Consider the following 26,071-nt stretch of genomic DNA (forward strand, 5'->3'; position numbering starts at 1 on the left):
ATTTAACTTTAAGAAAGATCTTTTAATATAATAATTGAAATCTAAGGTAATTTATCCCTTTTAGTCTATATTTTCGATAAGAACTGCGGAAGCGCCTCCTCCTCCATTACAGATGGCGGCAATTCCATACTTTCCTTTTTCCTGGCGTAAAACATTCACTAAAGTGGTCATAATCCTTGCTCCTGAAGCACCAATCGGATGTCCCAATGCCACTGCTCCTCCGTATACATTTACCTTGCTGATATCATAATCCAGAATTTTTTGATTGGATAGAATGACTGAGGAATACGCTTCATTAATCTCGAAAAAGTCGATATCAGACAGACTAAGACCAGTTTGTTTCAACAGTTTCTGAATAGCGATGGAAGGTGAAGTGGTAAACCATTCCGGTGCCTGAGCGGCATCTGCATAGGCTATTATTTTTGCCAGTGGTTTTAAATTATGCCGTTCTATCGCCTCAGAGGATGCTAATAATAAGGCTGCAGCCCCATCATTCAGATTGCTGGAATTGGCTGCTGTAAGTGTTCCGTCGGCTTCAAATGCAGGTTTCAAAAGAGAAATTTTCTCTGGGATCAGTTTATCAATATCTTCGTCTTTACCAACGATTGTAGTTCCTTTTTTACTTTCAATCGATATTAGGATCAATTCGTTGCCAATCTTGTCGTTTTTTGCCGCTTCCTGAGCTCTCTGGTATGAGAGAAGGGCATAATCATCAAGTTCCTGTCTGGTAAGTCCATATTTTTTCACGCGTAATTCCGCTGCACTTCCCATGTGGAAATCATTGTAGACATCCCATAGCCCGTCTTTAATCAATCCATCAGTAAGATTCGTATCTCCCAGTTTTGTCCCCTGACGGATTTTGACATAATGTGGAACATTGCTCATGCTTTCCATTCCTCCCGTCATAACAATATGATCCATTCCAAGCTGGATCTGCTGTGCACCCATCATCGCCGATTTCATTCCGGAAGCACAAACTTTGTTGATTGTCGTAGCATCTTTATCAACGGGAATTTTAGCAAAAATCGCAGCCTGTCTGGCTGGCGACTGTCCGAGTCCTGCGCTTAGCACATTTCCCATATATACACTGTCTATATGCTCTGGTGAGAGATTGATACCTTCATAAGCGTTCTGAATGGCAATAGCTCCCAACTGTGGTGCTGTAAATCCAGAGAGGCTTCCCATAAAACCACCCACCGGGGTTCGTTTTGCGGCGACTATAAATACTTCTTTCATAGAATTTATTTTTTACAATATACCGATCAGTATATTTTTGATTAAAAAAAATCCTTTTATATTGACAAAGGAATATAACAAAGATAATCAAAATATACCAATCGGTATATTCATAGACAAAAAAAATCTTACTTTTTGTAAGACTTTATTATTTATGCTCTGCTTAGTTGGTCTAATCTTTTCAACAGCGTAGGCATTCTGTAATCGCCATGCATCTGTTGTACTTTTAATTGAACTTCATCTACATTTATTCCTTTCGCTGTTACAAAAAGTGGGGTTTTACTTTCTCCACGAACTGCATTTCTTCGTTGGGAATCAGGAGTTCTAAATTCATTCTTTGCAATCCCAACAATAGGATATTTTTCTTCCAGTTCTTCATAAAGATGGCCGCCTAAGCCAATTTTCCCATCATTATCCAAAGTGACATATCCATCAACAATGATAATGTCTTCTGGTCTTAATGTTATTTTTTTTAACAGACTCAAAATACAGGGTAATTCTCTTTTGTAAAAAGCCCCGCTTTCATATTCTGAACTTACGGGAATCTGTTCTATAAAGACTTCCACTTCTTTTTCAGAGGTCCAGTCTTCAAATGCAATACACACGGTATTGGCATAATCCTCATAATAATAGGTATCAAATGCGTAAATCATATTTATTTCTTAAAAAACTCACCGAAGTGCCACAATATTCCTGACGGATCATGTACAAAGCACTCTTTCCCCCAATCCATTGTTCTTACAGGAGTAAGCATCACATTTTCATATTTTTCTGTAAGCTCCAGAGACAAAAGTTCTTTCCAGAATTCATCAGTATTGGCAACTTCCATAAAGATCATGGTATTATCCACCCAGTCTTTTGCATAATAATCCTGGAGATAAAATCCGATTTCTTCTCTTGTAAATAAAGACAATTTAGATTCCAGAACCACTTCTTGAAATCCCATATCTCTGTAAAAATTTCTGCTGATCTCAAAGTTTTGCGCTCCGATAAAAGGTCTGATGGATTTCAGTTTTGGTATCATAATTTTTTATTTTTCCAGTTTTCAGAAATCATTTGAAACTTGATTTCTCCTTTTCCATGGGTTCCAGCTTCCTTCCATCCAGATTTTCTGTAAAAGATTTCAGCCCTTGTTCCAGGTGAAGTACCCAGCCATACGGAATCTTTATTTTGTTCAAAATACCAGTCCAGCATAATATCATGGAGTTTCCTGCCTATTCCAAGGTTTTCAAAATCCGGATGCACAAAGAGCGCCCAGATATTGTTTTCTTTCAGATCTGCAATGGAAAAACCAACGATCTGATCTTCCATCTCACAAACCCAACCTTTTCCTCTTTGGAATAGAAATTCCTCACAATCTTTATCGGTAACCAATCCAGGATCTGATAGCGTGTTTTCTTTCACGGAGTTTCTCACAATCTGTATTTGTGGGATATCTTCTGGCTTTGCTTCCCGGATTATTGTTTTCATGGTAATGTTTTTGCTGGCAGTTTACAGGAATGATATTTTTTTAACCTTATCAAAGCTTAAAAAAATATCATTCCAATTAAAATTAATAATTATTTTCTGTCAACCACAATTCTTTCTTCTCTGTTGGCAATATCCCATGCAGTGGTAAAAATAAGCTGGGTTCTTTTCTCCAGCAACTGATAATCAATTTTTTCAGGATCATCACCTGGTTTGTGATAATCTTCATGAATACCATCAAAGAAAAATGCTACAGGAATATTATGCTTGGCAAAATTATAGTGGTCCGAACGGTAATACAATTGTTCAGGGTCATTCAAGTCATCGTATTTGTAATTCAGTTCCAGGTTGTTGGTTCTTTTGTTCGCCGCTTCGTTGATTACTTTAAGTTGGGAGCTCAACATTTCAGAACCAATCACATAGACATATTGTTTTCCTCTGTTGGCAGGATCATCACGTCCGATCATATCAATATTAAGATCAACCACGGTATTGGCTAACGGGAAAACAGGATTTTCGGAATAATATTCTGAACCGAAAAGTCCATGCTCCTCTCCTGTAACATGGAGAAACAGGATTGATCTTTTAGGCCCTTTTCCTGCTTTTTTAGCCTGTTGGAATGCTTTGGCAATTTCCATTACAGCTACAGTTCCACTTCCGTCATCGTCTGCTCCATTGTACACAACTCCATTTTTGGTTCCTACGTGATCATAATGAGCAGAAACCACCACAATCTCGTCCGGTTTTTCACTTCCTTCAATAAAAGCTAAAATATTTTCAGAATCCGGAAGGTTACCTCCTCCTCTTTTCTTCATGAATTCAGACGGTACTTTCTGATAGTAAGAGCCTAGTGCTTTAGGAGCTGAAATACCCAGATTCTTATAGTAATTAATCATATACTCACCCGCTTTTTTCTGTCCTTTGCTTCCGGTATCCCGCCCTTCCATATCGTCTGCTGCAATGACGTAAAGGTTTTTCTTTAAATCCTCTGCATTAATCTCTTTATAGGCATTATTAAACGCTTTGTTATGTTTTGTTGAAACAGGATGTGAAGCATTCCCGTCAGATATTTTTGCCGTTCCACAACTGGTTACTACAGCCATTGCCAACAACGGAATAAGTATTTTTCTCATAAAAGATAAATTTCTTAAAAATAACAATTTTTATTGAATCCCAGTATTAATAATCAATAGGACAAAATAATATGCAGTTCATTACAAATCTACCAACACACAAGCTTAAGTGTAATTTTGATATTAAAATTTTATTATATTTGATAAAAATACAAAATAAGTGAAAGAAATTTACGGATTTACTCATTATTCCTTTTTTACGGAAATGTCCGAGCTGGCAGCCAGGCACGGAAGCTTTGATCTTTCTCTGGGACTTCCCGATTTTGATATTGATGAACGCCTGAAAGTATTTTTAAAGGAAGCTGCTGAACACAACACGCATCACTATGAACCTCTTGCAGGCAATCCTCTGCTGATGGAGAGCATTATCAGATTCAATGCAAAACGAGCTCATCAAATAACGGTTACCACAAAGGAAATCACGATTGTACCCTGTGCAACCTTTGCTTTATATACTTCTCTTAAATCAATTATTAATCAGGGTGATGAAGTTATTATTATTCAACCCTCCTACTATACGTACGGACCCGCTGTTGTAATGAATGGCGGAATTCCTGTTTATTATGATCTTGATGGTGATTTTACCATAGATTGGAATCTGTTTAAAGACTGTATTACTGAAAAGACAAGAGCAGTCATTGTCAACTCTCCCCAGAATCCAACCGGAAAAATATGGAAAAAAGAAGACTGGAATCAGCTCTATGAACTGATCAAAGACCGTGATATTTATTTGATTTCAGAAGAAATATATGATACTTATTGTTATCATGAAACTGAACATTACAGTTCTTTCATCCATCCTGAACTTAGGAAAAAGACTTTCTGTATTTTTTCTTTTGGTAAAATGTTTCATACTTCGGGATGGAAAGTGAGTTATATGCTTGCTTCAGAAGTTTTAACAACAAGATTTCAATGTCATCAGCAGTATATTTCTTACAGTGCCAATGCTCCTGCACAATATGCTATCGCAAAATATCTCGACGTATTTGATCCGGATCTCAATAAAAAATCATGCAGAAAAAAAGAGATATTTTTAATGAAATGATTAAAGAAACACCGCTTCAGATCGAACAAAAAGCGGAAGGAAGTGTTTTTCAAGTTGTTAATTTCAGGACTATTTCTAAAAGCATGACAGATGTAGAGTTTTCAAAATGGCTTACCATTGATAAGAGGGTTTCCTGCCTTCCACTTTCTGCTTTTTACAATTCCAGAGATAATTCTGATTATATCAGGTTTAGTTTTGCTAAAAAAGATGAATTGATTATTCAGGCTTTGGAGCATTTGAAAAGAAGTCTTTGATTTTTCTGGATTTGCTTTTCCCAAAGATCACACAAATTTTCACAGATGATGGCTGATATTTTTTGCCTGGATTTTTTATGACGTGGATAGACGTGAAAAAGCACCGCCATAGCGATGCTTTTGTACTATTTTCACATTGATTTTAAAGAGCCAATACTCTTACATCAATTCTTCTGTTTTTTGCTTTGCATTCATCAGTGTCATTAGCTTCACAAACAGGATGCTGTGAACCATATCCTTCTGCTTCTATTCTGTCTCCGGAAATACCTAGTTCGAGTAGTTTAAGTTTGGCTGTCTGTGCTCTCAGATTGGATAATTTGATGTTACTATCTTCATTACCGCTGTTATCTGTATATCCGCCCAGTTTTATTTTCAGATCCGGATAAGCATTTAAAATTTCTGACAAAGTATTCAATTGAAGCACGGATTCTGCTTTCAGATCACTTGAACCTGTTTCAAAATAAAGGTTTTCAATGGTATACCACTTATTTGGATCTAATGCAGACTTATCTTTTTGTTTCACCACATTGTAAAGTTGGTAAAGCTGGCTTCCATCGCCCAAGGCAATCGTTTTTCCTCCATCCAGTTTTATTTTCTGAATATTACCTGTTTCATATACAAAGTCTCCGTTTTCATTAAGGTGTCCTTTAATTTCTCCCGGAATGACCGTAATTATTTTAGAATCTCCATTTACAGTTACTGCACTACTGGAAATTCCTGTAAGGCTTTCAATTTTTGCTTTTCTGTTAGCTTCAATTTTATCTTTATGCAAAACAGACAAAGTAGGTGCAATCACCAGAGAAACGATTGACATTAATTTAATCAGGATGTTCATCGAAGGTCCTGATGTATCTTTAAACGGATCTCCCACCGTATCACCTGTTACAGATGCTTTGTGTGGTTCTGAACCTTTATAATACGTCTGTCCATTAATATCAACTCCTTTTTCGAAGGATTTTTTTGCATTGTCCCACGCGCCTCCTGCGTTATTCTGAAACATTCCCATTAAGACACCACATACTGTAGCTCCAGCCAGGAACCCTCCTAATACTTCAGGTCCGAAAATAAAACCGATTAATAAAGGAGAAACGATAGCAATCGCACCAGGCAGCATCATTTTTCTGATGGATGCATCTGTAGAAATGGCTACACATTTTTCATATTCCGGTTGCGCTTTCCCTTCCAGAATTCCCGGAATTTCACGGAATTGTCTTCTTACTTCTTCTACCATTGCCATAGCAGCCTGTCCTACTGCGGTAATCGCCAATGAGGAGAAGATAAACGGAATCATCCCACCTACAAAAAGTCCGGCAAGAACATCTGCTCTGTAAATATCAATACCATCAATTCCTGCAATTCCTACAAAAGCAGCAAATAAGGCCAATGCTGTTAAGGCAGCTGAAGCAATGGCAAATCCTTTTCCTGTAGCAGCCGTTGTATTTCCTACGGCATCCAGAATATCTGTTTTTTCACGTACTTCTTTGGGAAGTTCACTCATCTCAGCAATACCTCCGGCATTATCTGCGATAGGTCCAAAAGCATCAATAGCAAGCTGCATGGCTGTGGTAGCCATCATTCCAGCTGCAGCAATTGCCACTCCATAAAGCCCGGCACACAGATAAGAACCATAAATTCCTCCCGCCAATACAATAATAGGAAGCAAAGTAGATTCCATTCCCACGGAAAGCCCACCGATAATATTGGTTGCATGCCCTGTAGAAGATTGTCTCACAATACTGGAAACGGGTCTTTTCCCCATGGCAGTGTAATATTCTGTAATAATGCTCATTAAAGTTCCCACTACCAGACCTACCATGATAGCTCCGAATACACCCATTTTCGTAAACTCATGACCTCTGAGAACCATTTTTTCAGGAAGGATATAGGTTACCAGGAAATAAGAAGCAATAGCGGTAATTACAATACTTCCCCAGTTTCCAAGGTTTAATGCATTTTGTACACTGGAAGTGGATGACCCTTCATTGTCATTAATTTTCACAAATAAAGTTCCGATCATTGAAAATATAATTCCTGTTCCTGCAATCAGCATCGGCAAAAGAATCGGGGCAAAACCTCCGAAAGCATCATCAGAAACAGTTTCTCTGCCTAATACCATCGTGGCAAGAACTGTCGCCACATAGGATCCGAAAAGGTCGGCTCCCATTCCGGCAACGTCTCCTACGTTATCTCCTACATTATCTGCAATGGTAGCTGGATTTCGGGGATCATCTTCAGGAATTCCGGCTTCCACTTTTCCTACAAGGTCGGCACCTACGTCTGCAGCCTTAGTATAAATACCACCTCCTACTCTTGCAAAAAGCGCAATAGACTCAGCTCCAAGAGAAAATCCGGTAAGAATTTCGATGGTTTTTTCCATTTCATGAGAATCTACTGTAGCTTCAGGGGCAAAAATCTGTTTAATAATCAGAAATAAAGCTCCCAACCCTAAAACAGCCAGTCCGGCAACTCCCATTCCCATTACAGAGCCTCCTGTAAAAGATACTTTAAGGGCTTTTGAAAGTGAAGTTTTTGCAGCTTCTGCCGTTCTCACATTCGCTTTGGTAGCGATTTTCATCCCGATAAACCCTGCTGATGCAGAGAATACAGCTCCTACGGCAAAAGCAATTCCGATACTCCAATGTGAGTTGGCATTACTTGACCCCATTACTGCCAATAGAATGGCGACAACAACAACAAAGTACGTTAAGATTTTGTATTCAGCCTTTAGAAAAGCCATTGCACCGTCTGCAATATGGCCGCTGATTGTTTTCATTTTTTCATTTCCAGCATTCTGTTTATTGACCCAGTTGCTCTGAAGAAATGTATAAAGCAAAGCTATGACACCAAAAATTGGCACTAACACAAATAGATCCATAGTTTATTATTTTATATTAAAAAATTGAGATTAGTCTTATAAATATAATGAAATTATAAACACATAATAAAATTCACTAATAATAATATATTATTTTGTAAATTTGTTTATCACTATGATTTGAATTAATTATTTATGAAAAGGATATTGTACACTATTTTTTTATCTGCAAGCATAAGCAGCTGTCAAAATAAGATTCCACAACAAAACGCTGAAATACTTTATTTCGGAGGTCCTATTATAACAATGGAAGACACCCCTCTTCAGGTTGAAGCTGTAGCAATAAAAGACGGGAAAATACTTTTTGCGGGAACAAAATCAGATGCAGAACGTTTTTCAGAGCCAGCAACCAAAATGATTAATCTTAATGGAAAAACTCTACTTCCCGGTTTTATAGATGTTCATGGGCATCTTACTTCAAGAGCCGGGATGATGGATGTTGTAGATTTATCTCCTGAACCTTATGGCACTGTAAATTCAATTGAAGATTTACAGAATACCATTAAAAACTACATCAAAGACAAAAAAATTACAGATCAACAGCCGATTATCGGAAATGGTTATGATGATGCAATTATGACAGAGCATCGTCATCCTACAAAAGCTGAACTGGATGTTATCAGTAAGACCAATCCTATCATTGTTATTCATGCTTCAGGCCATGCCAGTGTAGCTAACAGTGCCATGCTAAAGCTTTTGGGAATAACGGAATCATCAAAAGATCCTGAAGGAGGGCACATTGGCAGGGATAAAAAAACAGGAAAACTGAACGGAAAATTAGAAGAAAATGCAAGTTTCAACGCGTTACTGGTCATCACAGAAAAAATGGGTAAAGGCAAAAACACAGAGGCTCATGCAATGGAAAATCTGATGAAAGCCCAGAATGAATGGCTCAGCTATGGACAGACTACTATTTGTGATGGGAGAACGATGGGAGAAAGTGTTGCGCTGTTAGAAAAAGCAGCATCCCAACATCTTCTTAAAGCTGATGTTGTTTACTTTCCGGATTACGAATATTTCAAAAAGGATTTCAACAGTTTCAAACCAAAGTATATGAAATATGAAAATCACCTGAAATTAGCCGGATTCAAATTTTCTGACGACGGTTCTCCACAAGGTAAAACGGCCTGGCTTACCCAGCCTTATTTAGTTCCTCCTGAAGGTCAGTCTAAGGATTATAAAGGATTCCCTATTTTTACGGATGAAACCTTATACAACGATCTGAAAGTCCTTTTTCAAAATCACATCACTGCCCAGCTTCATGTAAATGGAGATGCCGCAATTGATCAGGCCATCCGTGTTATTCAAAGATTAAAAGATGAAAACATTTACAAGCCGGAATTGCGGGCAACATTAATTCATGTACAGAACAGCAGACCTGATCATATTCAAAAAATAAAAGAATTAGGAGTAATCCCTTCTTACTTTTCTACGCATGCTTATTTATGGGGAGATTGGCATTATTCGAGTGTTTTCGGCCCTGAAAGAGCTTCTTTTATAAGCCCGGCAAATTCAGCATTAAAAGCAGGAATTATTTTTACCATTCATCATGATGCTCCGGTTACACCACCCGATCTGATTACAGCAGTATACGCAGCAGTGAATAGAAAGACACGGTCTGGAATAATTTTAGGTCCTAATGAAAGAATCTCCACCCTTGAAGCGTTAAAAGCGATTACCATTAACGGAGCTTATCAATTGCAGGAAGAAAACAGAAAAGGGTCTATTAAACCTGGTAAACTAGCTGATTTTGTTATTCTTGATCAGAATCCTTTAACCACAACTCCTGAAAATCTCAGAAACATTAAGGTTCTGGAAACGATAAAAGAAGGATATTCTGTATACAAAAGAAATTAAACCTATTGATACATAATAAAATATTCACAAAAAAAGCAGATGAAAAATCATCTGCTTTTTTATTCTAGGGAAAAAATCTTATCCTCCGAATTTATCTGCATAGTCTGTTTGAGAAGCTTTGATCACTTTTCTTGCGTGTTCAGCTCCGTAAACTTCCTGGATTCTGCATTTTGCAGGCTCATCCGGTAAGTTTTTATAAGTAAGGAAGTAGTGCATCAATCTTTTTACTTCAGCTTCCGGTAATTCAGAAATATCTCTGAAGTGCCCGAAAGCGTGGTCATTAATCATTACTGCAACAATTTTATCATCTGCTTCACCTCCGTCGATCATTTTGAAACCTCCGATTGGAATAGCTTCCATCAATAAACCTCCGGCATGGATATTGTGAGAACTTAAAACACAGATATCAAGTGGGTCATGATCACCCATAGTAACGTCAGTAGCACCTGATTCTACAGCAAGTTTCATTACCTCTTTATCACAGTATGTTCTTGGTACAAAACCATATAAAGCTGGGATAATGTTAGAGAATTTCTGTGGCCTGTCTACCTTTAAGTATCCTGTTTCTTTATCTACTTCATATTTAATAGTATCTGAAGGAACAATTTCCACAAATACGTTGACAACATTTGGCGCATCTTCTCCTGCAGAAATTCCGTGCCATGGATGTGCTTTAAAATTTGGAATCATTATTTATCTGTTATTTTTAAGTTATTATTAAAATTTCTTTTCTTAAATCTTCTATAGTTTCAGCAATATAATCGTTGCTTTCCATATAATTCATGATGAAAATCGTTTTGAATTCATCCAGCTGAACTTCTCCTTTTAATCCATCATAGGTTTTGTGAAGCAGTTCTATAATCGCATTCTTTGAGTCAACAATATTCTTCCATGAATTTTTCGTAATGTACAACTGTTGTGAAGAGTTATACTCAAATTCTTCGTTGATTGCTTTTTCTGTCAGGAAAATAAACTCATGAACCGCCAGTCCTCTATCAAACCTCTGGATAAGGTTGGATGGTTTCATTCTGTCCAGAAACAATGTCATTCTTTCGTAGGAATGTGCTTTGTTCTCTGAATTTGATTTCACGGTAAGCAGTTTGATTTCCTGGTTCTTAAGAGTAATGTATGAGTGTACAAATTGTCTGAGCAAAACCAGAAAAGGAATTGCAATAATCAATGCAAATGCATAGGGTAAATATCCTGATAGACTCGTCATAATTTTAGACTGCAAAATTACTAATTATTTTCCGTCTTCTAAAGAGTTTTTAAAGATATCCACTTTAGAAATTTGTATATAGACCAATGCAAGGATAATTATAAGATAAAAGCCAAGCATCATCCTGTTTACCAGAGACGGAAAAACCAAAAATCTCAGCATAACAGTTCCATAAATAATTGCAAAAAACAAGACCTGAGACTGGTTCTTTTTATTATAAAATGAAAAACGATTCGCCAGAATGACTACTATAAAAATCAACAGGACTGGAAAATAGGAAGTATTGAACTCCAGCATGATATTAATTTTAATAAAACGAAAATAATCTGCAAAGGAAAATGGATCAGGCTGCGACACAGGATAAATCTGAACTTTCGTAAACTGGTTCATAAAAAGTGTAGACCAAGAAACCTGATTAAAAGCCTGTATTAAAAAGAAGGAAAGAAATATATATCCGTATGATACCAGTAATAAACCTGTTTTAATCTGAAAGCTATTTCTATAAAAATAAATAAGGGCATACAGGAATGAATAAAAAATAAAATATTCAGGTCTTGTAAGCACACAAAGCATAGCCCATATGCCTGCAAAAAAGAAATTTTTTCTCACTAAAAACACATAAAAGCTCAAAAGAAGCAGCAAGCATGATAAGGAATCTGCTGATACATGCCGGGCCGATTCCGGCAATGGCTTGAACAGTGAAATCAAAACAGTAAGGATGAAGGCAAGAGGATAATTTCTCAGAATTTTTATCAAAAAGCTGAAAATCAGAACCAGAATCAATGCATAAGAGATAACTGAAATCAGGGAGATTGAAGCAGAAGCACTGAAACCAAGCTTAAACAATGACCAGCCGATAAAATTATAAAAAGGTTTTACCACAAAAAGCTGTAACTCTTCTTCGTAGGCTTTGGGATTTTGTGAGATTATTTTATAGTAAGTACTCTCTCCTTTTGCCACTTCCTCAACCATGGGATTAACAGGCCCAAGTCCTGCAAAGTCGGGATTCTTTTCCCTCAGTTCGTCATATACCTTCTGATGAATTTCTTCAATTTTCATTTCAGGATATTCCGTTTTATAAATAAGCCCCATATAGGCCTCCATATCAGTGTTGTAATAATGATGGGTATACAGGTAGTATGACATCATGCATACATAGATTGAAAATATAAAAACAAGAATATTCTTCTTTTTTTCCATACACTGATATTAAGAATACAAATGTAAAAAAACTATCTTTTTAAACCCGTATTCCTATAAAAAGCTTTACGAAGAGGATTTTTCTGTATTAAAGTTCAAACAGTGCCGGCCTCTGTGTCACTTCATGATAACAGACACTATTTTCATCAAAGAAATGGTAAACAAGACTTTTTCTCGTTCTGTTTTTATCCGTGTGAGGTTCTCCGCCGTGAAGAATATTGGCATGCCAGATTAATAAATCTCCTTTTTTGGCTTTAAAGATTTCTTTCTTCAAACCTAATTCTTTTACTTTATCCTCCAGGAAAGTTTCATAAGCTCTGTAGCTTTTCTTACCAATTTTCAAAGCTGTCCCTTCATTATCATAATCAGAATTCAGGAAATAAGGGAGTTTATGGCTTTTAGGAATATAATGAAGCGCTCCGTTATTCTCATCTACATCTTCCAGGGCAATCCATACACCTAATAAACCACCTAATGGATACGTGGTCATGTGAATACTATCAGAATGGGTTTTCTGCTGGCTGCCATTGATAAAATTGATACTTTGGAAAAGTTTGGATTTTCCGTCAAGCAAAACAGATAAAAATTCTAACAGTTCTTTATCACTTCCAATATTTTTAATGATTTCTGAATGGTGGATCGCAAACATCAGTTTTCCTCCGTATATAAATTTCAAAGTCCCGTCCTTCATTAGTTTATCAATTTCAGCATTGATCTGATCGGCCGTTTCAGGAGTAAGGAAATTTCTAAGAATCATATAGCCATTTTCATCATACTGAAGAGCACTTTCTTTATTTTCGTCGGAAAGTTTCTTAAAAAAAGGAGTTTCCCTAAGTTTTGAATCATCCGGTCTTCGTTCGCTAGCCGGAAGATGTGCAAAATCTTTACTTGAAATACTTGAAAAATAGTTCTTATTGATTCCGTATTTTTTATATAATGGAATATTATGCTTTAATTTATTCTTTTTAAATATGTTATAAAGCATGTATGATAATTTGTACTGACGAATCTGTTGTAACATAACTGTTTTACTAAGGATTTTATAAAGTTACGGAATATTACCTAATTAGAACCAATCTAAACAATGCTTTTCATCATAAAAAAGACTTTCCTCTTAATACAAGATATCCTAATTTTTTAAAAAGGTTCTTTTTTGAATTCTCAATAATTCCGTACGGTCTTAATTCGGGACGAAACCCTCTGAAAAACTCTTCAATATTAGGTAGTTCTCCTCCTTCAAAATCAAAAATATGAGTTTCTATATTTTCTTTAATGAGATGATCAATCAATACGGATGCTCCTGATAATTTGACATAATCTTTATCATTAAAATTTCCTAAAAGCGCTACCATATTACTATCCGAATACGTAGCAATCATATTAACAATCTTATGCTTATAGTAAAAAGCTGTGAATTTCAGATATCCGGACTTATAAAAGCTTTCAAAAATCCTCATGAATTCAAACAAATCATGGTCTTTATTCAATCCTATTGTATTGGATTCAATAAAAGCTTTTGCTTTCTCATAAGGGATCGTTTTGATTTCTGATTCTTGTAAAACAGCTTCATCTAACCGAAGTTTTCTTTTTCTTTTGGGTGAATATTTCGAATATACTTTCTCATAAGCCTCAGGATATAATAAAAAGTTTTTCTTGATTCTGATCTTTGTGCGAAGCTGATTGACATCATTAAAAGGATACGCCCTTATCATGTAATTTTTTTCCAGGTATTCTAAAAATGTCTCATTAAGATCCACATCATCTTTGCTGGAAAAAACCCCAAGCTGCTGGCAAAGCTTAGGATTATGCACTATTTTCAGTCCATATTTTCTTACAAAAGGTATGGGCATTACAGCTTCATAATCTTTATAAACAAGAATTTCCCATGGCATTGTAGAAGTTGTATCTAAAAAAACTTTTGTTGCAGAATATTTTCTTTGTTCGGAATTTTCTAAACATTGAGCATATTTTACAAAATCAATTTCATGGTATTTCAATCTTCTAATCATAATAATCCTGCGTCTGAGAAGCTAAAATAAGAGTCCTGCGTGACAATAATATGGTCTAAAAGCTGAATGCTTAATGTATTTCCCGCTTCTTTTATTTTCTGTGTGATATTGATATCTTCCCGGCTTGGTTTTAAACTTCCGGAAGGATGATTGTGTGCAATGATAATACCTGTTGAAAAATGATCCAAAGCTGACTTATAAAGTGTTCTTACATCTACAATAGACTGACTGATCCCTCCCTGTGTGAGTTGAGAAACATGAATTACTTTATTGCTGTTATTAAGGAAAATTGTCCAGAACTCTTCTGTTCTCAGATCGGAGAGCTGATTTCTGAGAATCGCATAAGCATCATGACTGTTTCCAATAATTGTTTTTTCAGGAATATCCTGTACTGCTCTTCTTCTGCCGATTTCCAAAGCTGAAATAATTGAAATGGCTTTTGATTCTCCAATACCTTTAAATTTCATCAGATCTTTGGCAGAAAGTAAGCTCAATTCATTCCAACTGTTATTGACAGAGGCCAAAATTTTCCTTGCTAATTCCAAAGCATCTTCCTCTCTATTTCCACTTCCCATAATAATTGCCAGAAGTTCAGAATCAGAAAGTGAGCCTTTGCCTTTCTGCAAAAACTTTTCTCTGGGTCTGTCATCTTCGGCAAGGAGTTTTATGGCCATGGAAAAAAATTATAGATGAATATTATCAATTAATAGAAAGCATATAAAATAACAGGTTTTGGAGACCTATCAATATATTTTGCTGTTTCTTTAAGTGCATTGACGGAAAGCATAGGACATCCTAAGCTCAGACACGCAGGAGACTTTGATTCTGCATCAGGAATACATCCGTAAGAATGAAGAACAATAGCTCTTTGCATGGCATTGCTATTGGTAGCATCCAGTCCTGCCAGACGATAAGCTTTCCCAAACTTCCCTATATAGCTTTCTCCAATGACATATTTTCCAAGTGATGACTGATAAGAGCCTTCAACATTACTGAATTTCAAAGCATCTGATTTTGGAATGACAGAGCCTGATCCATGAGAAACTACAGCCTGCTGTAGAATCGTATTATTTTTCAGGTTATAAATAAAATAACGATACTTCCCGGATGGGATTTTAAAGTTGATAAAAACAGCCAGTTCCTGATTGTACTCTTTTCCTTTTATATAATTTTTAATCTCCAAAATTCTTGTTTGAGGAATACCTGATGGGTTCAACTGCTGGGATTCAGCTTTTGAACAGGAAATTACAATTAAAAAAAGAAAAATAAAGTGCTTCATCATCCGGTTTTATATACTACTCTATGATCATTCCGTCTTTCATAACGAGCTTGCGGTCTGTGATTTCTGCCAGATTCGGGTTATGCGTTACAATGACAAAAGTTTGGTTGTATTTGTCTCTAAGATCAAAAAACAATCTATGAAGATCATCGGCGTTCTTTGAATCAAGGTTACCTGTAGGCTCATCTGCAAAAATAATTTTCGGGGAATTGATTAAAGCTCTTGCTACAGCTACCCTTTGCGCCTCTCCACCTGAAAGCTGGTTGGGTTTATGATTCAGTCTTTGCTCTATCTTTAGATCTTCAAATAAAGCATAAGCTTTTTCGATAGCTTCTCTTTCGTTAGCTGCAGCTATTTTTGTCGGAAGCAATACATTTTCCAATGCGGTAAACTCCGGAAGAAGCTGATGAAACTGAAATACGAAACCGATATTCTGATTTCTGAATTTTGACAGCTGTTTATCATTCATATTAATAAATGATTCTCCTGCAATTTCAATTTCAGTATCATATTTATTAGATTGACTAGGATGATCCAAAGTTCCCAGAATCTGCAGCAATGTAGATTTACCAGCTCCTGATTCTCCTACAATAGAAACCACTTCCCCCGTTTTGATCTGAATATCAACACCTTTCAGTACCTCTAAATTCCCATAAGATTTATGGATATTTCTTGCTTTAATCATAATTCAAAAGTAGTGAATTGCCTGCAAATAAAAAACCGCTTTTTGAAGCGGTTTGTATTTTATTTTAGATTTAATATTATTAGATTTTGTTAATTCATTTATAGAAGTCTTTTCTATTAATTTTTTTAATTATTCCTGTCTTATTTTTTTGTAAAAATTTTTCCTAAACTATAAGATTTTGTTTGCATTCCATTTACAAAAAAACCTCCCGATTTGGGAGGTTTTACTATTTTCAGTTCAGAAAATTACAGTAACAAAGTTAATGGACTTTCTAAATAGGTTCTTAATGTCTGTAGGAACTGAGCCCCTGTGGCACCGTCTACTACTCTGTGGTCACACGCCAATGAAAGTTTCATGGTGTTTCCAACTACGATCTGACCATCTTTAACGATTGGTTTCTCAATAATGGCTCCTACTGAAAGGATTGCAGAGTTTGGCTGATTGATGATACTTGTAAACGTTTCGATTCCGAACATTCCTAAGTTTGAAATAGAGAATGTAGATCCTTCCATTTCATTAGCTTTAAGACCTTTATTCTTAGCTCTTGAAGCCATATCTTTTACAGATGCAGAAATCTGAGTATACGTCATCTGATCTGTATTTTTCAATACCGGAACTACCAATCCGTCTGGAATAGCTACTGCTACGCCGATGTTGATATTTCCTCTGTGAATGATCTTATCACCTGCCCAGCTTGAATTAACCTGAGGATGTTTTCTTAAAGCAATTGCAGTTGCTTTAATAATCATATCATTGAAAGAGATCTTAGTATCAGGTAAAGAATTGATTTCTTTTCTAGCCTCAATTGCTTTATCCATATTGATCTCAACCATCAGATAATAGTGAGGGGCAGAGAATTTACTTTCAGAAAGACGTTTTGCAATAATATTTCTTACTTGTGAATTTGGAGTCTCTGTATCTTCACCTTGTACAAAGCTTACTGCAACAGGAGCAGCGCTTGCTGCAGGAGCTGAAGCAGCTGGTTTTGCAGCTGGCTGATAGTTTTCAATATCTTTTTTAACGATTCTTCCGTTTTCACCAGAACCCTGAACACTGTTGATATCAACTCCCTTATCCTGAGCCATTTTCTTAGCCAGTGGAGAGATTGCTACTCTGTCAGAAGATGAAGAGTTCGCAACCGGAGCAGCTTTTTCTTCTGTTTTAGCTTCTGCTTTTTGTTCAGCTGGTTTTTCAGTTGACTGACCGGCAGCTTTTGGAGCTCCTACAGCGGAAACATCTGTTCCTGCAGGGCCAATGATTGCTAATACGGAATCAACCGGAGCAGCACCTCCTTCTTCTACACCTTGCTTCAATAATACTCCATTGAATTCAGATTCGAAATCCTGTACTGCTTTATCTGTTTCGATCTCAGCAAGAAGGTCTCCTTCTTTTACTGTATCTCCTACGTTTTTGTGCCATTTAGCCACTTTACCTTCTGTCATTGTATCAGAAAGTCTTGGCATTGTAATAATTTCAACTCCTGCCGGAACTTCTGCAGCAGCAGGCGCAGCAGTTTCTACTTTAGGCTGTTCTTCTGATTTTTTTTCTTCAGTTGCAGCAGCGGGAGCAGCAGCCCCACCTGTCAATCCTGAAATATCTTCTCCTTCATTCCCGATAATAGCTAAAACAGAGTCTACAGCAGCAGCAGATCCTTCTTCTACACCTACGTATAAAAGGGTTCCTTCTATTTCAGATTCGAAATCCTGAACTGCTTTATCAGTTTCAATTTCAGCTAAAATATCTCCTTCTTTTACTTTATCTCCTACTTTTTTATGCCATTTGGCCACCTTACCTTCCGTCATTGTGTCGGACAGGCGGGGCATCGTAATTACTTCTGCCATAATCTATATTGATTTGAGATTCGAGATTTGAGATTTGAGATTTCAGAAATTTCAAACTTCAAATTTCAAATAAATTTTTATTTTTTAGTTTTCTAATTTGTCTAAGAATGGATAATCTTCCTGAGCATATACATACTCATAGACTTTTTCTGCATCCGGATACGGGGAGTTTTCCATAAATTCGATACACTCTTCAACAAAGTCTCTGGATTTGTTATCCATAACTTCCAATTCTGCTTCTGTAGCCCATCCGTTTTCTAAAATTCTATGTTTTATCAATTCGATTGGGTCATCATTTTTATGAAGAGCTACTTCTTCTTTAGATCTATATGGCTCGGCATCAGACATAGAGTGCCCTCTGTAACGGTAAGTTCTTGCTTCAATGAAAGTAGGTCCGTCTCCTCTTCTTGCTCTTTCAATAGCTTCGTAAGCAGCTTCTGCCACTTTTTCAGGATCCATTGCATCTACAGCAAGGCAAGGCATTTCGTATCCTAATCCTAATTTATAGATATCTTCGTGGTTGGCTGTTCTTTTTACAGAAGTTCCCATTGCATACTGGTTGTTTTCTACAACAAATACTACAGGAAGTTTCCAGTTCATTGCCATGTTGAAGGTCTCATGTAAAGAACCTTGTCTTGCAGCACCATCACCAAAGAAACAGATATTTACTGCTTTTCTGTCGAAATATTTATCTGCAAAAGCAATACCTGCACCTAATGGAATTTGTCCTCCAACGATACCATGTCCTCCGTAAAAACGGTGTTCTTTACTGAAAATGTGCATAGATCCACCCATACCTCCGGATGTTCCGGTAGCTTTACCACAAAGTTCAGCCATGATTCTTTTAGGATCTACTCCCATCGCCATTGGATGGATGTGACATCTGTAAGCAGTAATCATACTATCCTTTGTAAGATCCATTGCATGTGTAAAACCGGCAGGGATAGCTTCCTGACCGTTATACAAATGTAAAAATCCTCTGATCTTTTGTTTTAGGTAAAGAGAACGGCATTTGTCTTCAAACCTTCTCCACATTGTCATATCTTCATACCACTTCAGGTATACCTCTTTAGAAAATTCTTTCATGTGTTAGCTCTTGCTTTTTTATGATGAAATAGTTGAGCAAAATTATGAAAAAAACTTTGTTTTTATTCTATACATAGATAACTTTTCGATTTTTCTGCAAAATCTATTTGCGGGCTGTATGGATTATTCTTAATTTCCGACCCCTTGGAAGCTTGATAAAGCTACGTTTTATCCATTACATTCTTTCCGTAATATTTCAGGAATTACCCTATTCATAAGCATTTCCCGAAACAACATATAATTAGGAGACATTGGAATTCTTTATATTTTGTTCTCCTATTTTATTCCTCTTTAATTATTGTTAATATATATTTTGGTTATTTCAACAGCTTCTTTTCCGGGGAAAAATCTGTAATTTTCAGAGTTCTGTCTTCAATTTCATTAACGAAATTACCCTATTGTTTTACCGTTCTGGCTTTAATTTCCTTCCAATCTTTGTCTGCTATAAATCCTTCCCTGCCATTTTCATTGTATACTCACCTTTTCACTCAAGCAGGTAAACAACCTCTGTTTTTCATTGAATCCCGATTTCAGGATTGACACAATTGATGGATAGGTTGTAGTGTAACAATATTTTCCCGGGAAACTTTTTGAATAAAGGCTAAACAACCTGAAAATATAAATAATATGAATACAGGTTACATGATAATGCTGAGTAAGACTGATCAATTAATATTAAGCATTTCCTGCAAAATTCAGTATTCATTTAAAGAAGCAAAAAAAAACATTTCACTTCATCAAAAACATTTAGTAATCAGATAACTTACCCATTAAACCACCTATTCCGTCTCATGGTTTCCATTTGATTTTTGAGGTTATAATAGTATATTTGGTTTTTAATCTCAACTATGGAAGAAAAACAATCTTCATTATTACATAAAATTTCAAAAGTCATCTCTGATTTTTTTAATCCTTTGGTCTCTCTGATCATTTTCTTTATCTACATGAGCATCAGAGAATATTCCCTTAAAGATTCTATGCTTTATTTCCTTCCTGTATTATTAATGATCATTATTCCGGTTGTGATATGGCTGGTGTGGAATGTAAAGACTGGAAGGTATACCAATATGGATGTTTCCAACCGTGTCCAAAGGAAAACCTTATATATATTTATTGCAGTTTGTGTGATCGCCTATCTTCTTTTTAATTATATCAGAAACGGATACATTGATTTTGTCATGCTATTTATTCTGGTACTACTTTTCGCTCTTCAGATCAGCAATCTTTTTATCAAAAGCTCGATGCATACAGCATTCAATGTATTTGTGGCAGCACTCTTTTTCTCACTGAACTGGAAAATGGGTTTTGCATGGCTGGGAATCGCTATTTTAGTCGGAATCACACGTGTCATTTTAAAAAGACATACCGTAAAAGAAGTATTTATGGGGGCTGGAATAGCTTTTCTGGTATCTTTTATCTATCTTTATTGCAATATTCAATTTCAACATTAGAATACTCTATGAAAATAAATCATCTTACTGCCGCAGAAGAAAACTTTATGAAGCTGTTTTGGAAAATGGAATCTTTTTATCTGAAGGACGTTATGGAGCAGCATCCGGAACCGAAACCACACCAGAACACGGTTTCCACTTATTTGAAAATATTAGTTGAAAAAGGCTATCTATCTACTGTAAAAGAAGGAAGAATCTTTAAATACAGCGTACTTGTTCCTTTAGATGGGTATAAAAAATTTCTATTAAAAGAACTTTCACACAACTTTTTTAATCATTCAGGGAAGGAAATCCTGGAGCTTTTATTAAGTGAAAAATTAATTTCCCAGGAAGATATGAAGGGTTATTTTGATCTAAAAATCGAAATAAAGCCAGCAAAGGTGGAAGAACCTAAGTTCGAAGTAGCTGAAGAAATCCTGAATCCAAAAAAAGAAAAGAAAACCAAAGGAAAAGACAAGGATAAGGATAAAAAGAAAAAAAAGAAAAAAGATTAATCTAAACCTTAAAAACACCAAATCATGAAAACAAAATTCCAGGAAACTCTAAGCCGGGCCAATGAAGTCATTTTCCGATATCCAATGATTTTGGTAATGGCTTTATTAGCTGCTATTGGTGCCATATACATTGTGGAAACGGAACGTAGTGAAATTACTTCTTATATTAAGTTCACCATTTGTTCCTGTCTCGGAATTTCTCTGATGTTTGCATTAAAAATGTTGTCACAGAGAATCGGGAAAGAATTACTACTACAAGTATGCGGTATAGTTTTCCTTATAGGTTTCTATTATATCCTGCCTGATAAAAAAAACAGTTTTACAGAAGTATACGCTTATATCATTGCTGTTACTGCTCTTCTCTCTCACTTATTGGTATCATTTGTTCCGTTTCTGGAGAAAGACAGAGAGCTCAGATTCTGGCAGTATAACAAAAACCTTTTTATCAATATCTTTCTCACTGCCGTATTTACAGGAGTTCTGACAGGCGGTGTGGAATTAGCCATCTTAGCGGTTGATAAACTTTTTGACTTTAATTTTCATGACAGAATTTACAGAGATACATTCTTTGTTCTCGCTATTTTGGGAAGCAGTTTTATTTTCCTTTTATTTAATGATAAAGGCTTAAATAACCTTGAAAAAGACGGAACTTATCCCGTTGTTCTGAAGTTTTTTACTCAGTTTATATTAATTCCGTTACTCCTTATCTATGTAACAATTCTTTATTTTTATTCTGTTAAAATATTAATCAACTGGCAGCTTCCAAGAGGCTGGGTTTCTTACCTTGTTTTAGCCTATAGCATTGTTGGCATCATTGCATTACTTCTGGTTCATCCGTTGAAAGAAGAAAACGCAAAATCCTGGGTCAGAATATTTTCAAGAGCATTTTATTATACCATTGTTCCTTTGATCGTTCTGCTTTTCACTGCTATTTTTACCAGAATTTTAGAATATGGTTATACAGAACCAAGGTATTTCGTTCTGCTGCTTGCTCTATGGTTGTTAAGCATTGTTGTCTACTTTATTTTCAACAAAAAAGCTACAATAAAGTTCATTCCTGTCAGCTTATTTTTATTTGGTGCTTTTGCATTGGTTTTCCCTTACCTTAATGCATTTAGTGTGGCTAAGAGAAGTCAGAAAACAGAATTGATGAATATTTTAAACCAGCATCAGCTAATGAGTGCAGGCAAGATTAATTTTCAGAAAAAAGTTACTGATACTGTCCGTAATGAAATTGCTGATAAATTTGAATTTCTGGCTGAAAGAAAGCAAAGTGAATTTCTATCAACGCTACTGAACGAAAAAGATCAGGCTGAATTAACCGACAATATTAAAAATGGTACATTTTATAGTATCAATTACGATATTCAGAATAAGTTCTCGGATGTGAATGTAACAGTAAAAAACAGAGCATACGAAATGAACAGACTCGTTCTTATTCGTAAAGAACAGGCTGTAGAAATCGGGAATTATCAATATTTATTTTTTTTCCATCGGTATAGCAGGGATCCCCAACAACTGAATAATGATCAGTTTGAGCTTACGGACCAACTGACAGAAAAATCCTCATTAAAACTCAGTTTAAATTCTCAGGAAGAAATAGATTTCGGGCCACAGATTATTAAACTATTTGAGAAAAATAAAAACAAGAAAGGAAATGTATTAATCCCAGAAATTGCTATGGAATCTGATTTAGGAAAGTATCATGTTAAGCTTATTTTCAGTGAAATTACAAGAGAAAAGTACTCTGAAAACGACACTGCCAGTATTTATTACGAAAACGTTTATATCCTTATAAAATTAAAATAAATAAAAAGAGACTATATGGATAGTCTCTTTTTTATTTTATCTAAATAGTCTGTTATCTATTAGTTCCAGAACTCCACAATGGAGTATAATCGTTATAAACGACTAAATTCCCGTCATTTTGTACAGAAAGCTTGTTCGCTCCTCTGCGAGAAGTATTTGAACTCCATACTGCTTTATTATAAGAATCATAAACAACTAGGTTTCCATCTGACTGGAACTCCGCTCTGCTTCCTTTATTATCTGTTCCGGATGCCCAGATTGCATCTCCGTTATCGTATGATAAAACAAGATTTCCGTCATTTTGGAAAGTCAGATAATAACTGCCATTAGGAGAGAAAACTTTTCCTCCTTTACGGAATTTGTATCCAGTACTTATGTTTCCATTTCCGCGGCCAAACCCATTATCTCTTCCACTATTTTTCAAATCGCTTTTTGAAGCCCATAACGGGTTTGAGCCATTATAAATAACAAGATTTCCGTCATCCTGAATAGTTAATCTTTCCGCTCTTCTACCATTAGTATTAGAACTAAAAGCCACCCCATTTCCAGGAGTATAAACGACTAAGTTCCCATCATCCTGAAAAACAGCTCTTACTCCCTTGTTATTAGTTCCTGCATCCCACATGGCAACTCCGGCTCTGTTATACAAAACAAGGTTACCATCATTCTGAAAAATCAAATAATATCGGTTGTTACTTGCCCAGTATTTTCTATTTTGCTCTAAGTTCTGCCCTGTGTAAATGTTCTGTGCATTAATTAATAATCCACCAAACACCATCATTAATGCTAATAAATGTTTTTTCATTATAATTATTTTTTGATTGATTGATAATTTCTAAAATTATGCCAAAACATCATCATTTTCCAACCCAAGTTATAATTAAATGATTTACTGGAAATTAAATTCCATAAAAAAAGCGGCTTAAAAGCCGCTTCATATTTTTACCAACGATTTCCGCCTCCGCCACGGTTGTTACCATAGCCTCCGCCTCTATTATTGTTGTTACCATAACCTCCACCTCTGTTGTTATCGAAGCTTCTTCTTGGCTTCTCTTCTCTTGGCTTAGCCTCAGATACATTTAGAGTTTTTCCGTTAAATTCTTTTTGGTTAAGAGCTTCAATAGCTTGCTTTCCTTCTTCATCACCCATTTCTACAAAACCGAAACCTCTGGAACGACCAGTTTCTCTGTCTGTAACGATTTTAGCTGATGATACATCACCAAATTCTGCGAATAGATCGTGCAACTCATACTCTTTAGTTGCGTAATTGATGTTTGAAACAAAAATGTTCATTTTAAATAAATTAAAAAATTAATAAAAATTTGGTATATAAAAGAAAAACAACATAAATTAATGAACAAATATTGATTCCAAATATAAACGTATGCAAGATACAATTAAAAATTTCAAATCAAAGCTTTTTTTAAATATTTCTCACATTATGTTGAATCTAAAAACAAAAAAAACACATAAAAACAATTTAAAAACCTGATTACCAAATAATTAATTAGAAATACATTTTGTTATAAAATTAGTTAAAGATTTAAAAACAAATGCCAACGCTGAGTCCTCAAAATCAAGTTGATATAACACACAACATTTCATTTATCAACTTCCTTACTGCCCTGTTCTTCATAAAATTTTAAATACTGCACCAGAATATGAAATCTTACACCACAAATTATACCAACACACTTATTGAAGCCGCTGAAGATTGTCCTGTTTTCCGTTCACAGGTTCCTCCTGAAAAAAAGGAAAAAACACTCGCCAATCTCCAATATGAGCAACTTATAAAAAGTCCTTATCAATATTCTTCCGATGATCTAATTTTTGAATGCTATGCCATTAAAAATGAAATTTCAAAAAATGAGAAAGAGAATGAAAGAGAAAAATTCTTTTCCAGAGGCCAGCCTTGTCTACGGTGTTCTCCTTTAGCAAAAAAATATGGGTTTGGATTCCATCATAATACAGAAGGGAAAGTAGCTCTGATTGCCATAGAAAGCGAAGAATATCAAACATTACTGAATGATCCTGCTATAGCAAAAACGAAAGCCATGCGTTCCAAAAGAAAATGATTGAGAAAATGAATGATTCTTTTCAGATCAATAAATACTATTCTTTTGAAAAGATCAGCTTTTAACACTAAATTTGTACTGCAAATTATTACAAGATATGAACTACCATACCAGAAAATGGGTGAAACCCGAAGACTTAAACCCCAATCATTCACTTTTCGGAGGAAGACTCCTTCAATGGATTGATGAAGAAGCTGCACTTTATGCTATCATTCAGTTGGAAAACACAAAAGTAGTAACCAAATTTATTTCTGAAATCAACTTTGTCAGCTCAGCCAAACAGGGAGATATTATAGAAATTGGAATTGAAGCTACCCATTTCGGGTCTTCTTCTATTACTTTGAGATGTGATGTAAGAAATAAAATGACTCATCAAACCATTATTACGGTAGAAAGAATTGTCATGGTAAACCTTAACGAAGAAGGCAATCCTGTTCCTCATGGCAAAACCCAGATAGAATTCGTAAAAGACAGGTTAAACAACAGCCTATGAAGATTTTCATAAAGAATATGGTCTGCAATAGATGCATTTCGGCAGTAGAAAATATCTTCCGTAATGCAGATGTAAAGACAGCTAATATCTTACTGGGAGAAGTAGAAACGGAAGCTGATCTTTCTCCTGAAAAAATGCAGATCATAGAAAAAGAACTGCTTGATACAGGTTTTGAAAGAATTATGGATTCAGCTCATCAGACTGTAGAAAAAATCAAAAACCTGATCATTGTAAAAATAAGCGAGCTCGATATCTCGGAAGATTTTCTGCTTTCCGAATTTTTAAGTTCAAAACTTCACAAGGATTACAGTGCTCTTTCCAAAACATTTTCTCAAAACGAAAATATCACATTAGAGCAATTCTTCATTCTTCAGAAAATAGAAAAGGTAAAAGAGCTTCTTTTATACAACGAATTCAACCTTACTGAAATTGCAGGAAAACTTGGGTATAAAAGTGTACAGCATCTTTCTTCCCAGTTCAGGAATACAACAGGATTCACTCCTACTGAATTCAAAAAACTCAAAGAACACAATCGCAAAGCACTCGACAATCTATAAGTTTAA

The 26,071-nt window shown here is 35.6% G+C and carries 27 protein-coding genes; 9 read left to right on the forward strand and 18 right to left on the reverse strand.

All coding sequences use genetic code 11. The features are described 5' to 3' along the window. Positions 1-60: 60 nt before the first annotated feature. The 5 genes from KBP46_RS04830 to KBP46_RS04850 all read right to left on the reverse strand — a co-directional run bounded on the left by KBP46_RS04830 (position 61) and on the right by KBP46_RS04850 (position 3,836). Complete coding sequence (locus KBP46_RS04830; RefSeq protein ID WP_216444785.1) at positions 61-1,236, reverse strand: acetyl-CoA C-acyltransferase; 1,176 nt, start codon at positions 1,234-1,236, stop codon at positions 61-63. A gap of 152 nt (positions 1,237-1,388) precedes the next feature. Then, positions 1,389-1,889 (reverse strand): endonuclease V, encoded by a 501-nt coding sequence (locus KBP46_RS04835; RefSeq protein WP_216444786.1) that lies wholly within the window; start codon positions 1,887-1,889, stop codon positions 1,389-1,391. 2 nt (positions 1,890-1,891) lie between these two features. Further along, positions 1,892-2,260 (reverse strand): glyoxalase, encoded by a 369-nt coding sequence (locus KBP46_RS04840; protein WP_216444787.1) that lies wholly within the window; start codon positions 2,258-2,260, stop codon positions 1,892-1,894. Continuing rightward, the gene (locus tag KBP46_RS04845; RefSeq protein ID WP_216444788.1) at positions 2,257-2,706 is read right to left on the reverse strand and encodes a GNAT family N-acetyltransferase; all 450 of its coding nucleotides are present in this window, start codon (positions 2,704-2,706) and stop codon (positions 2,257-2,259) included. The genes KBP46_RS04840 and KBP46_RS04845 overlap by 4 nt, the downstream gene beginning before the upstream one ends. Before the next feature lie 89 nt (positions 2,707-2,795). After that, positions 2,796-3,836, reverse strand: coding sequence for a M28 family metallopeptidase (locus KBP46_RS04850; RefSeq protein ID WP_062670175.1), 1,041 nt, complete (start codon positions 3,834-3,836; stop codon positions 2,796-2,798). Between the two features lie 160 nt (positions 3,837-3,996). On the opposite strand from KBP46_RS04850, the gene KBP46_RS04855 reads away from it, so the two are divergent. Continuing rightward, positions 3,997-4,881, forward strand: a complete 885-nt coding sequence (locus tag KBP46_RS04855) for an aminotransferase class I/II-fold pyridoxal phosphate-dependent enzyme (protein WP_253297207.1) — start codon at positions 3,997-3,999, stop codon at positions 4,879-4,881. Beyond that, the gene (locus KBP46_RS23535; protein WP_253297208.1) at positions 4,848-5,135 is read left to right on the forward strand and encodes a hypothetical protein; all 288 of its coding nucleotides are present in this window, start codon (positions 4,848-4,850) and stop codon (positions 5,133-5,135) included. The genes KBP46_RS04855 and KBP46_RS23535 overlap by 34 nt, the downstream gene beginning before the upstream one ends. A gap of 142 nt (positions 5,136-5,277) precedes the next feature. Here KBP46_RS23535 and KBP46_RS04860 read toward each other — a convergent pair whose 3' ends face one another. Then, positions 5,278-8,010, reverse strand: coding sequence for a sodium-translocating pyrophosphatase (locus tag KBP46_RS04860; protein ID WP_216444789.1), 2,733 nt, complete (start codon positions 8,008-8,010; stop codon positions 5,278-5,280). Positions 8,011-8,145: 135 nt separating this feature from the next. On the opposite strand from KBP46_RS04860, the gene KBP46_RS04865 reads away from it, so the two are divergent. After that, the gene (locus KBP46_RS04865; RefSeq protein WP_216444790.1) at positions 8,146-9,867 is read left to right on the forward strand and encodes an amidohydrolase; all 1,722 of its coding nucleotides are present in this window, start codon (positions 8,146-8,148) and stop codon (positions 9,865-9,867) included. A gap of 78 nt (positions 9,868-9,945) precedes the next feature. Here the strand turns inward: KBP46_RS04865 and KBP46_RS04870 are convergent, their stop codons facing one another. From KBP46_RS04870 to pdhA, 10 genes are all read right to left on the reverse strand, one after another. Continuing rightward, the gene (locus KBP46_RS04870; protein WP_062670183.1) at positions 9,946-10,557 is read right to left on the reverse strand and encodes an inorganic pyrophosphatase; all 612 of its coding nucleotides are present in this window, start codon (positions 10,555-10,557) and stop codon (positions 9,946-9,948) included. A 16-nt stretch (positions 10,558-10,573) separates the two neighbouring features. Next, positions 10,574-11,086: a hypothetical protein gene (locus tag KBP46_RS04875; protein ID WP_062670185.1), complete on the reverse strand. Its 513-nt coding sequence runs from the start codon at positions 11,084-11,086 to the stop codon at positions 10,574-10,576. Positions 11,087-11,110: 24 nt separating this feature from the next. Then, the gene (locus KBP46_RS04880; RefSeq protein WP_216444791.1) at positions 11,111-12,286 is read right to left on the reverse strand and encodes a hypothetical protein; all 1,176 of its coding nucleotides are present in this window, start codon (positions 12,284-12,286) and stop codon (positions 11,111-11,113) included. Between the two features lie 88 nt (positions 12,287-12,374). Then, a complete protein-coding gene (locus tag KBP46_RS04885; RefSeq protein WP_253297209.1) occupies positions 12,375-13,271 on the reverse strand; it encodes a phytanoyl-CoA dioxygenase family protein in 897 nt (298 codons plus the stop codon). Positions 13,272-13,380: 109 nt separating this feature from the next. Next, a complete protein-coding gene (locus KBP46_RS04890; protein ID WP_123278410.1) occupies positions 13,381-14,295 on the reverse strand; it encodes a hypothetical protein in 915 nt (304 codons plus the stop codon). Further along, positions 14,292-14,969, reverse strand: coding sequence for a DNA repair protein RadC (radC, locus tag KBP46_RS04895; protein ID WP_120230895.1), 678 nt, complete (start codon positions 14,967-14,969; stop codon positions 14,292-14,294). Before radC ends, KBP46_RS04890 begins: the two co-directional genes overlap by 4 nt. Before the next feature lie 29 nt (positions 14,970-14,998). After that, complete coding sequence (locus KBP46_RS04900; protein ID WP_123278411.1) at positions 14,999-15,577, reverse strand: murein L,D-transpeptidase catalytic domain-containing protein; 579 nt, start codon at positions 15,575-15,577, stop codon at positions 14,999-15,001. Between the two features lie 13 nt (positions 15,578-15,590). After that, positions 15,591-16,259: an ABC transporter ATP-binding protein gene (locus tag KBP46_RS04905; protein WP_216444793.1), complete on the reverse strand. Its 669-nt coding sequence runs from the start codon at positions 16,257-16,259 to the stop codon at positions 15,591-15,593. Positions 16,260-16,504: 245 nt separating this feature from the next. Continuing rightward, positions 16,505-18,100: a 2-oxo acid dehydrogenase subunit E2 gene (locus tag KBP46_RS04910; protein ID WP_123278412.1), complete on the reverse strand. Its 1,596-nt coding sequence runs from the start codon at positions 18,098-18,100 to the stop codon at positions 16,505-16,507. A gap of 84 nt (positions 18,101-18,184) precedes the next feature. Continuing rightward, a complete protein-coding gene (gene pdhA / locus KBP46_RS04915) occupies positions 18,185-19,186 on the reverse strand; it encodes a pyruvate dehydrogenase (acetyl-transferring) E1 component subunit alpha (RefSeq protein WP_062670214.1) in 1,002 nt (333 codons plus the stop codon). Positions 19,187-20,034: 848 nt separating this feature from the next. Between pdhA and KBP46_RS04920 the strand changes: the two genes are divergently transcribed. Genes KBP46_RS04920 through KBP46_RS04930 form a run of 3 tightly spaced genes read left to right on the forward strand, consistent with a single transcriptional unit; the run spans position 20,035 to position 22,940 of the window. Beyond that, positions 20,035-20,637, forward strand: coding sequence for a phosphatase PAP2 family protein (locus KBP46_RS04920; RefSeq protein WP_216444794.1), 603 nt, complete (start codon positions 20,035-20,037; stop codon positions 20,635-20,637). 8 nt (positions 20,638-20,645) lie between these two features. Next, positions 20,646-21,131, forward strand: a complete 486-nt coding sequence (locus tag KBP46_RS04925) for a BlaI/MecI/CopY family transcriptional regulator (RefSeq protein ID WP_062670216.1) — start codon at positions 20,646-20,648, stop codon at positions 21,129-21,131. Positions 21,132-21,155: 24 nt separating this feature from the next. Next, positions 21,156-22,940: a DUF4153 domain-containing protein gene (locus KBP46_RS04930; RefSeq protein ID WP_216444795.1), complete on the forward strand. Its 1,785-nt coding sequence runs from the start codon at positions 21,156-21,158 to the stop codon at positions 22,938-22,940. A gap of 52 nt (positions 22,941-22,992) precedes the next feature. Here the strand turns inward: KBP46_RS04930 and KBP46_RS04935 are convergent, their stop codons facing one another. Both KBP46_RS04935 and KBP46_RS04940 read right to left on the reverse strand, forming a co-directional pair. Then, positions 22,993-23,745, reverse strand: coding sequence for a hypothetical protein (locus KBP46_RS04935; protein WP_062670220.1), 753 nt, complete (start codon positions 23,743-23,745; stop codon positions 22,993-22,995). Between the two features lie 137 nt (positions 23,746-23,882). Then, positions 23,883-24,233 carry an RNA-binding protein gene (locus KBP46_RS04940; protein WP_034696719.1) on the reverse strand — a complete coding sequence of 117 codons (351 nt, stop codon included), beginning with the start codon at positions 24,231-24,233 and terminating at the stop codon, positions 23,883-23,885. A gap of 368 nt (positions 24,234-24,601) precedes the next feature. Between KBP46_RS04940 and KBP46_RS04945 the strand changes: the two genes are divergently transcribed. The 3 genes from KBP46_RS04945 to KBP46_RS04955 all read left to right on the forward strand — a co-directional run bounded on the left by KBP46_RS04945 (position 24,602) and on the right by KBP46_RS04955 (position 26,065). Next, positions 24,602-25,015, forward strand: a complete 414-nt coding sequence (locus KBP46_RS04945; protein ID WP_216444796.1) for a DUF6157 family protein — start codon at positions 24,602-24,604, stop codon at positions 25,013-25,015. Positions 25,016-25,112: 97 nt separating this feature from the next. Continuing rightward, positions 25,113-25,508, forward strand: coding sequence for an acyl-CoA thioesterase (locus tag KBP46_RS04950; protein ID WP_062670225.1), 396 nt, complete (start codon positions 25,113-25,115; stop codon positions 25,506-25,508). Beyond that, a complete protein-coding gene (locus KBP46_RS04955) occupies positions 25,505-26,065 on the forward strand; it encodes an AraC family transcriptional regulator (protein WP_062670227.1) in 561 nt (186 codons plus the stop codon). Before KBP46_RS04950 ends, KBP46_RS04955 begins: the two co-directional genes overlap by 4 nt. Positions 26,066-26,071 lie beyond the last annotated feature (6 nt).

Source organism: Chryseobacterium sp. PCH239, assembly GCF_018924625.1.
GTDB lineage: Bacteria > Bacteroidota > Bacteroidia > Flavobacteriales > Weeksellaceae > Chryseobacterium > Chryseobacterium cucumeris.

Coding starts and splice junctions, on each gene's coding strand:
- KBP46_RS04830 (WP_216444785.1), bottom strand. CDS start 1,236: ATGAAAGAAGTATTTATAGTCGCCGCAAAACGAACCCCGGTGGGTGGT.
- KBP46_RS04835 (WP_216444786.1), bottom strand. CDS start 1,889: ATGATTTACGCATTTGATACCTATTATTATGAGGATTATGCCAATACC.
- KBP46_RS04840 (WP_216444787.1), bottom strand. CDS start 2,260: ATGATACCAAAACTGAAATCCATCAGACCTTTTATCGGAGCGCAAAAC.
- KBP46_RS04845 (WP_216444788.1), bottom strand. CDS start 2,706: ATGAAAACAATAATCCGGGAAGCAAAGCCAGAAGATATCCCACAAATA.
- KBP46_RS04850 (WP_062670175.1), bottom strand. CDS start 3,836: ATGAGAAAAATACTTATTCCGTTGTTGGCAATGGCTGTAGTAACCAGT.
- KBP46_RS23535 (WP_253297208.1), top strand. CDS start 4,848: ATGCAGAAAAAAAGAGATATTTTTAATGAAATGATTAAAGAAACACCG.
- KBP46_RS04860 (WP_216444789.1), bottom strand. CDS start 8,010: ATGGATCTATTTGTGTTAGTGCCAATTTTTGGTGTCATAGCTTTGCTT.
- KBP46_RS04865 (WP_216444790.1), top strand. CDS start 8,146: ATGAAAAGGATATTGTACACTATTTTTTTATCTGCAAGCATAAGCAGC.
- KBP46_RS04870 (WP_062670183.1), bottom strand. CDS start 10,557: ATGATTCCAAATTTTAAAGCACATCCATGGCACGGAATTTCTGCAGGA.
- KBP46_RS04875 (WP_062670185.1), bottom strand. CDS start 11,086: ATGACGAGTCTATCAGGATATTTACCCTATGCATTTGCATTGATTATT.
- KBP46_RS04880 (WP_216444791.1), bottom strand. CDS start 12,286: ATGGAAAAAAAGAAGAATATTCTTGTTTTTATATTTTCAATCTATGTA.
- KBP46_RS04885 (WP_253297209.1), bottom strand. CDS start 13,271: ATGCTTTATAACATATTTAAAAAGAATAAATTAAAGCATAATATTCCA.
- KBP46_RS04890 (WP_123278410.1), bottom strand. CDS start 14,295: ATGATTAGAAGATTGAAATACCATGAAATTGATTTTGTAAAATATGCT.
- radC (WP_120230895.1), bottom strand. CDS start 14,969: ATGGCCATAAAACTCCTTGCCGAAGATGACAGACCCAGAGAAAAGTTT.
- KBP46_RS04900 (WP_123278411.1), bottom strand. CDS start 15,577: ATGATGAAGCACTTTATTTTTCTTTTTTTAATTGTAATTTCCTGTTCA.
- KBP46_RS04905 (WP_216444793.1), bottom strand. CDS start 16,259: ATGATTAAAGCAAGAAATATCCATAAATCTTATGGGAATTTAGAGGTA.
- KBP46_RS04910 (WP_123278412.1), bottom strand. CDS start 18,100: ATGGCAGAAGTAATTACGATGCCCCGCCTGTCCGACACAATGACGGAA.
- pdhA (WP_062670214.1), bottom strand. CDS start 19,186: ATGAAAGAATTTTCTAAAGAGGTATACCTGAAGTGGTATGAAGATATG.
- KBP46_RS04920 (WP_216444794.1), top strand. CDS start 20,035: ATGGAAGAAAAACAATCTTCATTATTACATAAAATTTCAAAAGTCATC.
- KBP46_RS04925 (WP_062670216.1), top strand. CDS start 20,646: ATGAAAATAAATCATCTTACTGCCGCAGAAGAAAACTTTATGAAGCTG.
- KBP46_RS04930 (WP_216444795.1), top strand. CDS start 21,156: ATGAAAACAAAATTCCAGGAAACTCTAAGCCGGGCCAATGAAGTCATT.
- KBP46_RS04935 (WP_062670220.1), bottom strand. CDS start 23,745: ATGAAAAAACATTTATTAGCATTAATGATGGTGTTTGGTGGATTATTA.
- KBP46_RS04940 (WP_034696719.1), bottom strand. CDS start 24,233: ATGAACATTTTTGTTTCAAACATCAATTACGCAACTAAAGAGTATGAG.
- KBP46_RS04945 (WP_216444796.1), top strand. CDS start 24,602: ATGAAATCTTACACCACAAATTATACCAACACACTTATTGAAGCCGCT.
- KBP46_RS04950 (WP_062670225.1), top strand. CDS start 25,113: ATGAACTACCATACCAGAAAATGGGTGAAACCCGAAGACTTAAACCCC.
- KBP46_RS04955 (WP_062670227.1), top strand. CDS start 25,505: ATGAAGATTTTCATAAAGAATATGGTCTGCAATAGATGCATTTCGGCA.